At 66.0% G+C, this 14,276-nt stretch carries 14 protein-coding genes; 6 read left to right on the forward strand and 8 right to left on the reverse strand.

The window, feature by feature from the left end:
• Positions 1–52 precede the first annotated feature (52 nt).
• On the forward strand, positions 53–1,414 hold the full coding sequence (locus ACIBJI_RS06935) for a glycosyltransferase family 87 protein (RefSeq protein WP_397083324.1): 1,362 nt from the start codon (positions 53–55) through the stop codon (positions 1,412–1,414).
• A gap of 47 nt (positions 1,415–1,461) precedes the next feature.
• Positions 1,462–1,905: a peptide-methionine (R)-S-oxide reductase MsrB gene (msrB, locus tag ACIBJI_RS06940; RefSeq protein WP_364339933.1), complete on the forward strand. Its 444-nt coding sequence runs from the start codon at positions 1,462–1,464 to the stop codon at positions 1,903–1,905.
• Positions 1,906–1,994: 89 nt separating this feature from the next.
• Here msrB and hemQ read toward each other — a convergent pair whose 3' ends face one another.
• From hemQ to ACIBJI_RS06965, 5 genes are all read right to left on the reverse strand, one after another.
• On the reverse strand, positions 1,995–2,690 hold the full coding sequence (gene hemQ, locus ACIBJI_RS06945) for a hydrogen peroxide-dependent heme synthase (protein ID WP_364339931.1): 696 nt from the start codon (positions 2,688–2,690) through the stop codon (positions 1,995–1,997).
• Positions 2,691–3,298: 608 nt separating this feature from the next.
• The gene (locus tag ACIBJI_RS06950; protein WP_364339929.1) at positions 3,299–4,660 is read right to left on the reverse strand and encodes a protoporphyrinogen oxidase; all 1,362 of its coding nucleotides are present in this window, start codon (positions 4,658–4,660) and stop codon (positions 3,299–3,301) included.
• Positions 4,661–4,750: 90 nt separating this feature from the next.
• Entirely contained in the window at positions 4,751–6,286 is a 1,536-nt protein-coding gene (locus ACIBJI_RS06955) for a long-chain fatty acid--CoA ligase (RefSeq protein WP_397083327.1), read from the reverse strand.
• An 81-nt stretch (positions 6,287–6,367) separates the two neighbouring features.
• A complete protein-coding gene (locus tag ACIBJI_RS06960) occupies positions 6,368–7,495 on the reverse strand; it encodes a DUF5938 domain-containing protein (protein ID WP_364339925.1) in 1,128 nt (375 codons plus the stop codon).
• 31 nt (positions 7,496–7,526) lie between these two features.
• A complete protein-coding gene (locus ACIBJI_RS06965; RefSeq protein ID WP_364339923.1) occupies positions 7,527–8,330 on the reverse strand; it encodes an SDR family NAD(P)-dependent oxidoreductase in 804 nt (267 codons plus the stop codon).
• Between the two features lie 218 nt (positions 8,331–8,548).
• Here ACIBJI_RS06965 and ACIBJI_RS06970 point away from each other — a divergent pair, with 218 nt between their 5' ends.
• Complete coding sequence (locus ACIBJI_RS06970) at positions 8,549–9,190, forward strand: TetR/AcrR family transcriptional regulator (protein ID WP_397083329.1); 642 nt, start codon at positions 8,549–8,551, stop codon at positions 9,188–9,190.
• Positions 9,191–9,286: 96 nt separating this feature from the next.
• Here the strand turns inward: ACIBJI_RS06970 and ACIBJI_RS06975 are convergent, their stop codons facing one another.
• Positions 9,287–9,820, reverse strand: coding sequence for an aminodeoxychorismate synthase (locus ACIBJI_RS06975; protein ID WP_364339919.1), 534 nt, complete (start codon positions 9,818–9,820; stop codon positions 9,287–9,289).
• Positions 9,821–9,856: 36 nt separating this feature from the next.
• Positions 9,857–10,912 (reverse strand): uroporphyrinogen decarboxylase, encoded by a 1,056-nt coding sequence (gene hemE / locus ACIBJI_RS06980; protein WP_397083331.1) that lies wholly within the window; start codon positions 10,910–10,912, stop codon positions 9,857–9,859.
• Between the two features lie 171 nt (positions 10,913–11,083).
• Here hemE and ACIBJI_RS06985 point away from each other — a divergent pair, with 171 nt between their 5' ends.
• Positions 11,084–11,635 carry a DUF3000 domain-containing protein gene (locus tag ACIBJI_RS06985; RefSeq protein ID WP_364340696.1) on the forward strand — a complete coding sequence of 184 codons (552 nt, stop codon included), beginning with the start codon at positions 11,084–11,086 and terminating at the stop codon, positions 11,633–11,635.
• Between the two features lie 22 nt (positions 11,636–11,657).
• Complete coding sequence (locus ACIBJI_RS06990; protein ID WP_364339915.1) at positions 11,658–12,932, forward strand: ribonuclease D; 1,275 nt, start codon at positions 11,658–11,660, stop codon at positions 12,930–12,932.
• A gap of 219 nt (positions 12,933–13,151) precedes the next feature.
• Here ACIBJI_RS06990 and ACIBJI_RS06995 read toward each other — a convergent pair whose 3' ends face one another.
• On the reverse strand, positions 13,152–13,568 hold the full coding sequence (locus tag ACIBJI_RS06995) for an SRPBCC family protein (RefSeq protein ID WP_364339914.1): 417 nt from the start codon (positions 13,566–13,568) through the stop codon (positions 13,152–13,154).
• Positions 13,569–13,673: 105 nt separating this feature from the next.
• Here ACIBJI_RS06995 and ACIBJI_RS07000 point away from each other — a divergent pair, with 105 nt between their 5' ends.
• Positions 13,674–14,243 carry a CGNR zinc finger domain-containing protein gene (locus ACIBJI_RS07000; protein ID WP_397083334.1) on the forward strand — a complete coding sequence of 190 codons (570 nt, stop codon included), beginning with the start codon at positions 13,674–13,676 and terminating at the stop codon, positions 14,241–14,243.
• Positions 14,244–14,276 lie beyond the last annotated feature (33 nt).

The raw sequence follows: 14,276 nt of genomic DNA on the forward strand, positions 1-14,276 counted from the left end.
CCCTAATGTCGGCGCGCCAGGTAGGTCCCGGCAACCGTCGTATACGGATCCGGTGTACCGTGCCCCAGTGTTACTTCGACAGCTCGAGCCTCGCACCGCTCGCACCACCGCCGAGGTGATCAAGTTCGCACTCTGGCCCCTCGCGGTCATGACTGTGCTCAACCGGATCTTCATCAAGGCAGTCAACGGGTTCATCACCGATGACTTCAAACCGGTCTACAACGCGTCGCTGGCCTTCCTCAACCACCAACCGGTGTACACGGCGAATTACAACCTGGTGGATCCGCACTACCTGTATCCCCCGAGCGGCACGCTGCTGATCGCGCCCCTGGCGCTGATCGACCCGGAGAAGTCGCGCTGGTGCTTCATCCTGCTCAATGCCGCCGCCATCATCGTGGCCTGGTATCTGCTGCTCAAGCTGTTCAAGTTCACGCTGTCGTCGGTGGCCGCGCCAGTGCTGTTGCTGGCGATGTTCAGCTCCGAAACCGTGATCAACACACTGGTTTTCACCAATGTGAACGGATGCGTACTGCTGGCCGAGGTGGCGTTCATCATGCTGCTGCTCGCGCGACGGGATCTGTGGGCCGGTGCGATATTGGGTTTGAGTATCGCGGTGAAACCGACGCTCGCACCACTCGTGCTGATCGCGGCGGCGCGCGGGCAGTGGAAGGTGTTCTACACCGCTATCGGGGTCCCGGTGGCGCTCACCGCGATCGCCTGGCCGCTGTCGAAGGACGCGGACAAGTTCTTCACCCGTACCGCGCGCTACCTCTTCGAATCCCGGGACTACTTCAACAGCGCGATTGTCGGCAATGCGGCGTATTACGGTCTGCCGCTGTGGCTGACCTGGGGTATCCGGATCATTATGGGCATCGTCGTCGCCATCACGCTGTGGTTGCTGTATCGCTACTACCGCGAGGACGAACTGTTCTTCGTGACGACCTGCTCCGGTGTGCTGATGACCGCGTTCTTCCTGCTGTCCTCACTGGGGCAGATGTACTACTCGATGATGCTGTTCCCGCTGCTGATGTCGGTGGTGCTGCGCAATTCGGTGATGCGGAACTGGCCGGCGTGGCTGGCGGTCTTCGGATTCATGTCCTACGACAAGTGGCTCTCGGACCGCTGGCAGGGCTTCGGGCGCAACCTGGAGTATCTGCGGATCACTTTCGGCTGGGGTCTGCTGCTGATCGTCATCGCGTGTGTGCTGGTCGATCGGTATCTGGCGGCGCGACGGGAAGGTCGGCTGCCGTTCGGAATCGATCCGGAGTGGATGCGCTCGGCACCGGATTCGCGGGATGCCGCCGAGGACGCGCCGCGGGTGGCCGAGCCGGCGACGGCATACGAAAACACTCCCGACAAGGCGACGAACGGCAGCGAATTGCTCGATGAACCGCGGGCGAGTGCACTCAAGTAGCGATGAGGCAGTCGGCGCAGGCGTCGAAAACCTATTAGCGTGGAGCAATGAGTTCTGACGCCGACACGTCCCTGCCCGCACCCCGGATCCAGCTGACCCCACAGGAGTGGAAGGCCAAGCTGAATCCGGAGGAGTACGCGGTGCTGCGACAGGCCGCGACCGAACGTCCGTTCACCGGCGAGTACACCGACAACAAGACCGAGGGTGTTTATGTGTGCCGGGCGTGCGGGGCCGAATTGTTCCGCAGCACCCAGAAATTCGATTCCCATTGCGGTTGGCCGTCGTTCTTCGACCCGGCGAAGTCGGAGGCGGTAATTCTGCGTTCCGACGACACACTGGGCATGCACCGGGTCGAAGTGCTGTGCGCGAATTGCCACAGCCACCTCGGCCACGTCTTCGAGGGCGAGGGATACAACACGCCCACCGATAAGCGCTATTGCATCAACTCCATCGCCCTGCAACTGCACCCCTCGGGCAGTGCAGCGGAGTAGAACGAACGCGGCGCTGAGCGAAATATACAGACCGACCGGCTTGTTGCGCATGCCCCGAAAAACTGGGGCATGCGCGAACGGTTGGTGAATCAGGGCAGCGCGGCGATGAGTTTTTCGATTTCGACGCGAGGGCCGGTGAAGAAGGGCACCTCTTCGCGCACGTGCAGGCGGGCCTCGGTGGCACGCAGGTCTCGCATGAGGTCGACGATGCGGTGCAGTTCCGGGGCCTCGAAGGCAAGGATCCATTCGTAGTCGCCGAGAGCGAAGGAGCTGACGGTGTTGGCGCGCACATCCGGGTAGCCGCGTGCGGCCTTGCCATGGTCGGCGAGCATCTTGCGGCGCTCGTCGTCGGGCAGCAGGTACCACTCGTAGGAGCGCACGAACGGGTAGACGCAGATGTAGTTGCCCGGATCCTCACCGGCCAGGAACGCCGGAACGTGGCTCTTGTTGAATTCGGCGGGCCGATGCAGCGCCACATTGCTCCAGACCGGCGCGCTGGCCCGGCCCAGTTCGGTGGTGCGCCGGAAATCCGCGTACACCGACTGCAGATCCTCGACCCGCTCGGCATGCGACCAGATCATGAAGTCGGCATCGGCGCGCATCCCCGCGACGTCGTAGATTCCGCGCACCACGACCTCGCGCTCGGCGAGCCCATCGAAGAATGCCCGCGCCTCCTTGATGGCGGCCTCACGGTCGTCCCCGAGCACCCCCGGCTGCACCTGGAACACCGAGAACATCAGGTAGCGGATGGTGGAATTGAGTGCTTGATAGTCGAGTCGCGCCATGATTCCTATCGTGCCACTGCGGCGGATCAGGGTATCCGCGCGGGCCGGTCCCAGCGCGGGTGCTCGCGCCGTGTTTGCGGCGCGAGCAGACTGCCCGCATCGGGCCGGTGTCCAGTCGCCAGTCGGTCGGGGTGAACTGTTCGATGTGAACACGTTCCTCGGGTACGGCCGCGGCGAGCAACCTGGGCGCGGACCGCCTGCAGGAATCCGGTACCGCCGCAGACGTAGATATCGGCGTCGGCAGGCAGCGCAACCCGCGACAAGTCGAGCATTCCGAGGTGCGCGCCCTCGATTTCCTGTTCGTACGGCCGGCCGCCTCGTCACTCACCGCCAACCGCATGATGGCCCGCAGGCCGATATCGGTGAACCGTGAGAGCTGCATGAACCCGCCGCCACCGGCGAGCAACCGCTGCCACGGCGATGGTGTCCTTAATTACGCGATACGGTGCGGTTTTTGACCCACCGACAATGCCGGGGATACCGGAACCGTCACCATCCGACGGGATGCACATCACATGGTCGGCTATCCCGGCCGGCCACACCGGTCTACATTCCGGTATCCGTCATTGCTATCGCGTGGCGGCAATTCGCGGTGTCGCGGGACCCGATCAGGGTCTGGTGGTATGGGTCAAAGTGGTGGCTATGCGATGGGCGGCGGCGGTGCCGGAGGCTACGCAGGCAGGGACGCCGACGCCGTGGAGGTAGGCGCCTGCTATCGCGAGGCCATCGAAATCGGCTGTGGTGGATTCGATTTCGGCTATGCGGTCGAGGTGGCCGGGAGCGTATTGGGCGAGGCCGCCCGGCCAGCGTTGCACCACGGCGGAGATCGGTTCGATGGCGGCCCCGGTGACGGTGGCGAGGTCTTCGGTGGCGGCTGCGATCAGGTCGGCGTCGGACCAGGTCTGGGAGGAGTCGTCGCCGAATTTGCCGAATGAGGCTCGGACGGCGGCGGTTTCGCGTTCAGCGAGGTGGGTCCACTTACGGCTCGACAATGTGAAGGCCTTGGCACGCAAGGGTTCTCCGGTGGCGACCAGAACGCCGGAGTTCTGCGGCAGCGCGGTGTCACGTGGGAGGGCAAGGGCCACAACGACGGACGAGGACAGCTCGACACCCGCGGCAGCTGCTGCGGCGCCGGGCGCGAAGGGGCGCAGCAGGTTCGCGGTCACCGGAGCGGGGGTAGCGAGCACCACCGCGTCGACCGCGCCGATCGGTTCCAGTACCCAGCCGTGGGTCGCGCGGATCAGATGGCTGGCCGAGGTCGCGGTGACGAATTTCGCCTCGGACTTGGTGGCCAACGCGTCGAGGAGCACCCGATAGCCGTCGCGAAGGCCGCCGAAAACCGGCGCGTTCGAGGGCGGCGGCATGGCGGCGGCCACCGCCTGAGTGAGGCTCGACGCACCATCGTCGAGTGCGGCGGCCAGGGTCGGCAGTGCGGCGCGCACCCCGATGGACCGCGAACTGCCCGCATAGACGCCACCGAGCAGCGGATCGACGCTGCGTTCGGCGACCTGCGCACCGAACCGGTCGGCGACCAGGCTGTAGACGTCGATATCGGCGTCCGGGTACCAGGCCAGCGGCCGGCGCGCCTCCGCATCGATCCGCTCGAGCGTCTCGGCATCGACCAACCCGCGCATCGACTCGGCATCCGACGGAATGCCCATCAGTGTGCGTTCCGGCAGCGGATGCGCGCTCCCCTGCGCCCAGACCAGCGGACGCAGCCCCGCGGGCACCACCAACTGCGACTCCAGACCGAGCTCGCGCAGCAATGCGGGCATCTCCGGCCGCCGCCCGACGAACGCCTCGGCCCCGAGATCCAAAGGCTCCCCGGCCAATTCGCCGGTATAGAGAATGCCACCCAATCGCGCGCCCCGATCGATGACCACGATCTCCGCCTGCGCCCCCAGCAGCCCCCGTAATCGGTACGCCGCGACAAGTCCGCTGATCCCGCCACCGACCACCGCGATTCTCATGTCGCGACCGTAGCCCTTCCGCGGATTCGCACCGTCCACACCCCTCACCTTCGTGACCGCGCACACGGTCGGGACCCAGGAGGGGTGTTTTCAACGGTCGCCGCGCAGCTGCGCCCGGATCTCCGGCTTGAGCACCTTGCCGATTTTCGAGCGCGGCAGATCGGGCCAGATCTCCACCTGTTTAGGAGTTTTCACCCCACCGAGGCGCGCCTTGGTGTGCTCGCGCAGTTCTTCGACGGTCACGGTATGGCCGAGATGCAATTGCACGACGGCGGTGACCCGCTCGCCCCACTTATCGTCCGGAAGTCCGATAACCGCGCAGTCCTGGACCGCTGGATGAGTCAGCAGCGCCTGCTCGACCTCGGCGGAGTACACATTGAATCCCCCGGTGATGATCATGTCTTTGGCGCGGTCGACGATATAGAGGTAGTTGTCGGCATCGAGGTAGCCGATGTCCCCAGTGTGATGCCAGTCGTACCGCGACACCTCGGCGGTCGCATCCGGATTCTTGTGGTACCCGGCCATTACCAGCGGACCCCTGACCACGATTTCGCCGCGCTCCCCCGCGGCAAGCAGCTGACCATCGGCGGCCATGATGGCCACCTGGGTGAGCGGGGTCGGCCGTCCGGCCGATGACAGTCGTTCGGTGGCGATCGAGCCGTCGGGACGGAAGTGTTCTTTCGGCGCCAGCGTGGCAACCATCATGGGCGCTTCGGACTGCCCGAACAGCTGCCCCATGACCGGTCCGATCCGATCCAGCGCCGCCGCCAGCCGGGCGGTCGACATCGGCGCAGCGCCGTACCAAAGACACTGCAGCGAGCCGAGATCGGCTTCCGACAGCGCCGGATGATCCAGCAGCATGTAGATGAGTGTCGGAGGCAGGAAGGTGTGGGTGATCCGGTGTCGTTCGATCAGTGTGAGGAATTCACCGAGATCTGGGGCGGGCATCACCACGATCTCACCGCCGAGGGTCAGGATCGGAAAGCACAGCACGCCCGCCGCGTGGGTCAGGGGTGCCAGTGCCAGGTAGCGGGGCCGGGGTTCGAACGGATAACTCATCAGGGTCAGTGCGGTCATCGTCTCGATATTGTGGCCGGTGAGCCGGACCCCCTTCGGCCGTCCGGTCGTGCCACCGGTGCCGACAAGCATGGCGAGTTCATCGAGCGGCTCGACCTGCCACGGATCATCAGGACATTCCCGCACCCAGTCGTCGAAAGATGATGCGTCGGAGGCATTTCCGTCCAAACAGACCAGTTTCCGCAGCCCGGGTAGGCGCGGTGCGACGGCGGATACCAGTGGCGCGAAGGCGGATTGGAATATCAGGCAGGTGCAGTCGAAGAGGTCGAGCAGTTCGTGATTCTCCGCCGCCTCGTTGCGCGGATTGATCGGACACCACACCGCACCGGCGCGCGCGATGCCGAAAACGCAGGCGAAGGCCAGTGTGTCGTTCGCTGACAGGATCGCGACCCGTTCACCGGGCCGGATACCGGATCGCGCCAGTGCCCGGGCGATGCGCCACGACAACTGTTGCACCTGCGCATAGGTCAACGTGTGCCCGTTCATGGTCAGGCAGGGCGCAGTGGCGCCGAGCGAGGCGCCCTTGTCGAGATAGTCGGTCAAACGCACGGCAATCCTCTATGGAAGCTGTTGTGGAAATGGCTAATTCGGGCCACGGGGGGCAAATTCCCCCGCGGCCCGAGGCCCTGATCAGCGGTGCACGTTCAGTACCGGTTCACCGACCAGCCCGAAACCGCGCAGCACCCCCAACAGCTCCCGATGGCCGAAGGCCTGGCACGCCGATGCGAACCCGGTTCGCATCGGTGCGGTCTGCAGCAGCGCGTTCGCGGCGAACGCCTGCAGCACACCGGTCTGCTTGTAGTTGCAATTCCCGTGGATCACGCAGTGGGCACGCCCCAGCGGTCCGGACGCGTGCACGGAATCGAGCGAGGTATTGATGCGCGGATTCTCCCGCGGCGGCATCTCGTCGCGAACCAGTGCGGCCTGTTCGGCAAGGACACGGTATTTCTCCTGCACCGGAAGGTCTTTTACCTGTTCGACGACCGCCTGCACGATCTGCGGCACGCCCTGCATCAACGGCCGATTGAATACACCGCCGAGCACCTTCACATTCGCGACCCGCGGATCGCGTTTGAACCACACCGGATGGGAGGTGCCGCCCCAGGGCAATGCGAGCCCGATCTCATGCTGACCGGGCACGACCACATCGTAGAGTCCACCGTCCGCGGGCCACTCCACATACTGGTTCTGTTCGAGGTAGTAGGCCTTGGACAGTGCGGCATTGACCAGGATCGTCTTCGTGGACGCGACCGTCGGGAATCCCTTCCAGAAGACCTGGATATCGAGGGTGTCCAGACCGGGTGTTTCCAAGCAGATGTTCGCGGCGATCTCACCGGTGGTGTACATCTGCGCGACGCCCGGCGCGAGCAGCAGCCCTCGCGCGGCCATCTCGGCGCCGTATTGCTCATCGCAGTCGATCAGCCAATCCTGTTCGCCGGTGGTGTCGAGGTAGTGGGTCCCCGCGGCCACGCAGGCTTGCACCACCTCGTGGCCGTACTGCGCGAACGGCCCGACGGTATTGCAGACAACCGCGGCGCCACGAAACAGCTCGCTCAAGGGTGCGACCTCGTGCGCGACCTCGACGACCTCATGCGCCACGGTGTCGATGCCGGGAATCTTGTCGATCGCCTCCTGCAGCCGGGTCTTGTCCCGGCCCGCGGCAACGAACGGAATATTGAATTCGCGGAGGTACTCACAGACCAGTCGGCCGGTGTATCCGGATGCGCCGTAGACGACGACGGGCTTATCGGTGCTCATGGGATCTCGAACCTTTCGTTGTCGTCGGTGCTCACATGCCCATGCCGCCATCGACCGGCAGACCAGCACCGGTGATGAAGCGCGCGGCATCGGAGGCGAGGAACACCACCGCGTCGGCCATATCGGTGACCTCGCCCAGCCGCCCCTGCGGTGTCTGTTCGATGACCGCGCCGACAGCCGCTTCGGCACTGGGGAACAAGCCGATCCGAGCGACATCGTCGGCCAGCCGGGCACCCATCTCGGTCGGCACGAGTCCCGGGTACACGCAGTTCACGCGCACGCCGTAGCCGAGTTTCCCGGACTCCATCGCCGCGACCCTGGTGAGCCGATCCACTGCGGACTTGGTCGCCGAGTACACCGAAATGCCGGGAAAGGCGATGGTCGCGGCGACCGAGGCGATATTCACGATGGCGCCGCCGCGGCCCGCCGCGCCGCCGGGGCGCATCGCGCGCAACGCGTGCTTGATGCCCAGCGCGGTGCCGAGCACATTCACCTCGAGCATCCGGCGCACTTCTTCCGGGTCGAGATCGACTATGAGGCTGGTGATTTCGACGCCGGCGTTGTTCACCACGATGTCCAGACCGCCGAGCGTGGCGACGGTATCGGTGACCGCCTGGGCCCAGTGCGCGTCGTCGGTGATATCGAGCGGCACGAATTCAGCCGTCGCGCCGCTGGCCCGCAACGCCTCAACCGTGTCTTTGCCCAGATCCTCGCGCACATCGCCGATCGCGACCGCCGCTCCGGCGCGGGCCAGCGCCTCGGCCATACCCGCGCCGAGCCCTCGCGCACCACCGGTTACCAGGGCCGTGCGCCCGGTCAGGTCGTACCCACTCATCCGCCCACCTCTTCCTCGAGATCGTCCATTCGGCTTTCGCATTCGACTGATCGGATGCGACGTGGATCACAGTGTGCGCCCATCCTTGACAACCGTCAAGAATTTTTTTGACAGTCGTCAAGCTTTTCTTGCACGACCGTCAAACCAGCTGGTCGCCCGTTCCCGATACCGCGATACACTGGGCGAATTCACATGAGCGGTGACGGAGAGAAGCCACGATGACCGAAATCGTCGAGTCCAGGCGGGCTCGCATCGCGCGCCGGCAGGTCGACAAGTTCGGCGAGCGGCGCGCACAGCTGGCCGCCGCCGCGCTGCATACCCTCGCCGAACTCGGTTACGCCCGGACCAGCCTGCGCGAGATCGCGCAGAAATCCGAGTTCACCCACGGGGTGCTGCACTACTACTTCAACGACAAGGTCGAACTGATCACCCACGCGGTGCGGCAGTACGAGCAGGTGTGCGTCACCCGTTACGACGACATCGTCGCCGCCGCGACAACGGCCGAGCAGCTCCGGCACGACTTCGGCGCCGCGATGGCGGCCACGCTGGACGCCGACGCGCTACTGCACCGGCTCTGGTACGACTTGCGCAACCAGAGTCTGTTCGAGGAGTCCTTCCGCGATGACGTGCTCGAAATCGACGGCCATCGCGAGGAGATGATCCGCAACGTCGTCGACCGCTTCGCCGAACTGTCGGGTCGACCGCTCCTGGTCCCCTCCGCCACGGCCTACGCCATCTTCGACGGTTTATTCCAACAGGCGCTGCTGCGCAAACTCGCCGGACACAGCGATGCCGTCGACATGCTCGCCATCGAAGCCGCCGCCCTGCTCGACGTGGTGATCGGACAGCGCAAGCCCTAGCCAACCTCCGGAATTGCACTGTTGCACAGCTATTTACGGCCGCACATAAGGCGCTGTCCGCGCGACGCGTCCGTTACGTCATTCGTTTACGGGGGGTCAAGGCGCACCGGGGATGATCAGGTCCACATGGTCGCGTGTGTGTTCGGTGGCGAAATGGGCGTCTTCGGCGGCCATCCACTGCTCCCACAAGGGCAGGGTGTGCGCGCCGTCGCGTTCGAGACCGCGCGCCAGGCGCACCGCGCGCGGGGTGTCGATCCATACCGCGAGCGATAGCCGATCGCGGACGACAGCGCGAGCCGAGGAGACACCTTCGAGAATGAGCACTCCCCCGGGCCTGACATCGTGCCATTCGGCCAAATCCCGCTTGTTCCAGTCGTATCGCTGATATCGACCGACTCGGCCCTGGGCGATCGGCACCAGCACCTGCTGTTCGAGCCGCGGCCACCAGGGGAGTTCGTTGTTTCCGGCCGCGAAGTCGTCGGCGTGTACCACCTGGGCATCGCACAGTGCCGCCAAAGACGCTGCGAACGTTGACTTTCCAGCTCCAGCCGGCCCGTCCACCGCTACCAGGCGGGTCGAACCGAGTCGCGGCGCGAGAACGGCGACCCGACCCGCGATCTTCTCGACCACCGGACTCCTACCCAGCGGCACAGGCCGACCGGTCGGTCACAGCTCGTGGACGAGTTGCACCAGGGCGCTCAGCACGCCCGGATCGGTATCGGGCAGCACGCCGTGTCCGAGGTTGAAGATGTGACCCGCCGCACCCATGGTGATCGCCTCGTCCGCCTCGTGCGCTATGCGCCGCGCTTCAGCCTCGACGGCGGCGGATCCGGCGAATAGCACGGCGGGATCCAGGTTGCCCTGCAACGCTTTTCCGGGTCCGACCCGGCGCACCGCCTCGGTCAGCGGCACCCGCCAATCGACGCCGACGACATCGGCGCCCGCCTCCCCCATCGCACCGAGCAACTCACCGGTCCCGACCCCGAAGTGGATCCGCGGGACACCGGCCTCGGCGACCTCCGCGAACACCCGCTCCGAATGCGGCAGCACAAATTCGCGATAGTCGGCCAGCGAGAGCGCACCGGCCCAGGAATCGAACAATTGCACCGCGTCCACACCGGCGGCCAACTGCGCCTGCAGGAAGGCGATGGTGATATCGGTGAGAACGCCGAGCAACTCGTGCCAGGTCGCCGGGTCGGCGTGCATCATCGCCTTGGTGCGCTCGTGGTTCTTACTCGGCCCACCCTCGACCAGATACGACGCGAGCGTGAACGGCGCACCGGCGAATCCGATCAGCGGCGTGTCGCCGAGCGCGTCGGTCAGCAGCCGCACCCCGTCGGTCACGGCGCCCACCTCTTCGGGCCGCAGCCGCGGCAGTGCGCGCACATCCGCGATGGTGCGCACCGGCGCGGCGATCACCGGTCCGACGCCGGCCACGATATCGAGATCGATACCGGCGGCCTTCAGCGGAACGACGATGTCGGAGAACAAGATCGCCGCATCGACACCGTGGCGCCGGATCGGCTGCATGGTGATCTCACACACCAGCTCCGGATCGAAGCACGACTCCAGCATGCCGATGCCCTTGCGCAGTTCGCGGTACTCGGGCAGCGACCGTCCGGCCTGCCGCATGAACCACACCGGACGACGGCTCGGTGCGGCGCCGGTGGCGGCGGCCAGGAACGGGGCATCGGTCAACCGGCGACGGGTATGAGTGCTCATCACCGCCTATCGTATGCGGCCCGCAAGGCCATCTAGCGGCGCGCCTCCGACTGCGCCGGGCACGCAAGGTCTACCGTCGCTTCCGTGACACCGCTCGACTTCCGCGACGGAGCCGCACCGACCGAAGGACCCAACGGCGAGCCAGCTCAATTTCGCGCCGCGGTCGATGCGATGGGCACCGCAACCGTGCATCCTCGAATCGAGCTGGCACCGATCCGACCGCCACAACGCCTGGCACCGTTTTCCTACGCACTAGGCGCGGAAGTCAAACACCCCGAAACGAATGTGGTGCCGGTCGATTCCGAGGGCGATGCCTTCGGCAGGCTGATCCTGCTGCACGATCCCGATGGCGCCGAGGCCTGGCACGGCATCTTCCGCTTGGTCGCCTACATCCAGGCCGATATCGATGCCGCATTGGCCACCGACCCACTGCTGCCGGAGGTCGCCTGGAGCTGGCTGGTCGACGCGCTCGAAACCCGCGGTGAGCCGTTCACCGCGCTCGGCGGTACCGTCACCTCCACCAGTTCGGTGCGCTACGGCGATATCGCCGGACCCCCGCGCGCACACCAGTTGGAGCTGCGCGCCTCCTGGACCGCGATGACCACCGATATGCGTCCGCATGTGGAAGGCTTCTGCGAAGTGCTGGCCTACGCGGCCGGTTTGCCGCCCGCCGGAATCACTCATCTGCGACCGGAGTCGTATACCAGCAACGACCACACCTGATCGCCACGTAAAGTTCAGGTTTATGTCGTTAGCAGACGAGTCCGAGCAAAGCAACACACCACCAGAAAGCACGGCAGAGCCGCTGCTCATGCCAGCTGACGGTGTACCGCCCGTGCTCGTCACCGCCGATGAGGTCGCCGATGCCGCCGCGCGGCTCGCAGCGGGGACCGGTCCGCTGGCCGTCGATGCCGAACGCGCCTCCGGTTTCCGGTATTCGGCGCGCGCATACCTGATCCAATTGCGGCGGGCGGGTGCGGGCACCTTCCTGATCGATCCGATTCCGGTCACCGACGCGCTCGAACCGCTGGCTGCCGCGATCAACGATCTGGAATGGGTACTGCATTCGGCGGACCAGGATCTGCCCGGGCTCGCCGAACTCGGTCTGCGGCCCGCGCGCCTGTTCGACACCGAATTGGGGGGCCGGCTGGCCGGATTCGAGCGCGTCGGACTGGCGGCCATGGTGGAGCGACTGCTCGGCCGGGCGCTGCGCAAGGGTCACGGCGCGGCCGACTGGTCGACCCGGCCGCTGCCCGACGATTGGCTGAACTACGCGGCGCTCGATGTCGAATTGCTGCTCGAGCTGCGCGACGAGGTGGCCGCCTCGCTCGAGGCCCAGCACAAGACCGACTGGGCCACACAGGAATTCGAACACGTCCGGATCACCGAACCCGGCACGCCCAAGGCCGACCGCTGGCGGCGTACCTCCGGCATCCACACCCTGCGCCGCACCCGCCAACTGGCCATTGTGCGCGAACTGTGGACCACCAGGGATACCCTCGCGCGTACCCGCGATGTCGCACCCGCCCGCATTCTCCCGGATGCCGCGATCATCGCCGCCGCGAATGCCGAACCGCGCACCATCGCTCAACTGCGCACCCTGCCGGTCTTCGGCGGACCACGCCAACGCCGCTATTCCCGCGACTGGCTCGCCGCCGTCGACCGCGGCCGCACCCTTCCCGACACCGATCTACCACCCCTGACCCAACCGTTCGAGGGTCCGCCGCCGGTCAACCGATGGGAGCGCCGCGATCCGGCCGCCGCCGCACGACTGCTTCGAGCGCGCGCGGCAATGGGTGAACTGTCCACCGAGTACGCGATTCCAGTCGAAAATCTGGTCTCCCCCGACCTGGTGCGCCGCTTGTGCTGGGACGGACTCCCCGATTACGACCGTGTCGGCGATCCGGACGACCTATCCGCTGCGATCGACGGGTTCCTCAAGTCGGGCGGCGCCCGGCCTTGGCAGCGCGAGCTCGCAGTCCCCCGGCTCGCCGCCGCCCTTACCCCGACCCCCGAGTAGGCCAACGACTTAGTTGGTGGCGGGCCATCATCGAGGCGATTCAGCTCGCCAGGCGCTGACAACGCCCGTGTCCCTCACCTCGAACGCCGCGTCGCCCGGTGCACGCGGGCGTCGTCGACGCGCGAGTCGAAGGATTGCCCCCCAGGCGTGCGCTCCAGGCGCGCGCGGCGCTCCTCTACACGTCGATCGCCCGGGCTGAGCGGCGACCGAACTCTGCTCTCAGGACGAGGTCGAGGCGGCAGTCTCGACGGTCTGCTTGAAGACCTGCAGGCCGTGCTCCATGGACGCCCCGAATGCGTCGGCGAGTTCGTGCGGCAGGGTGTCGTGGATCCAGACGAAGCGGCTGCCGTCGGCGTGCGGGAAAACCTGCATGGACGAGTTGTCGTGCGCCGGGGTGACGCTCCCACCGACGATGGAGAACACGATCCGGCGTTCGGTTTCGTCGAGTGCGATGAACCGTTCGTGCAGCACCGTGCCGTTCGCGAAGGTGACGACGCGCAGGTCCGGATCATCGAGGGTGCTGTCGGTGACGAAGCCGGGCGCCATTCGGATCGGGCCCTGTGCGAAGTCGCCGATGATCTTCCACAACTCCTCGGCAGGCGCCTCGACGATGATCTCCCGCTCGACCGATCCCATGACTGATCCTCCTGTGCCGGAGCGGAGTCCCGCTCGGATAACTACTGTTCGATAAACGGTAGTTATGTAACTAGCCATCGTCAATGGACGGTTATTATGGATTTCATGTCCGACATGGTCGATGCCGCACCTGCGGCGCTCGCTCGTCTGGTGGAATTCGTCAACACCCGCCGCGCGGACGGCGACACCATCGGGACACCCGAAGAATTGACGAGTTGGCTACACGCCCACGAATTGCTGCCAATAGGCGTGGCCGACACGGCCGCACAAGAGCGAGCCGTCCGTGTCCGCGAGGGGCTGCGTGCCCTGCTCGCCACGAACAATGCCGAACCTGTCACCAGCCCGCGCCCGGACGGCCTGAACCCGGGGGCCCGCGCCGAACTGGCCGCCCTCACCGCGACGCTACCGCTGAGTTTGGACGTGACCAGCACCCCACCCCGCCTCGTCCCCAACACCGACGACGTGGTCGACCACGCCCTGACCACCCTGCTCGCCGACGTCGCCACCGCCGTCGCGGCGGGCACCTGGTCACGCCTCAAGACCTGCCGAGAACCGAGCTGCCGCTGGGCCTTCTACGACCATTCCCGCAACCGCGGCCGTACCTGGTGCTCCATGGACGTCTGCGGCAATCGCGTGAAAGTCCGTGCATCCCATCGCCGTAACGCCACGCGTTAGTCGCCCGCGCACAGACGCAGACAGACAATCGCC

Source organism: Nocardia sp. NPDC050408 (genome assembly GCF_044458905.1).
Taxonomy (GTDB): Bacteria; Actinomycetota; Actinomycetes; order Mycobacteriales; family Mycobacteriaceae; genus Nocardia.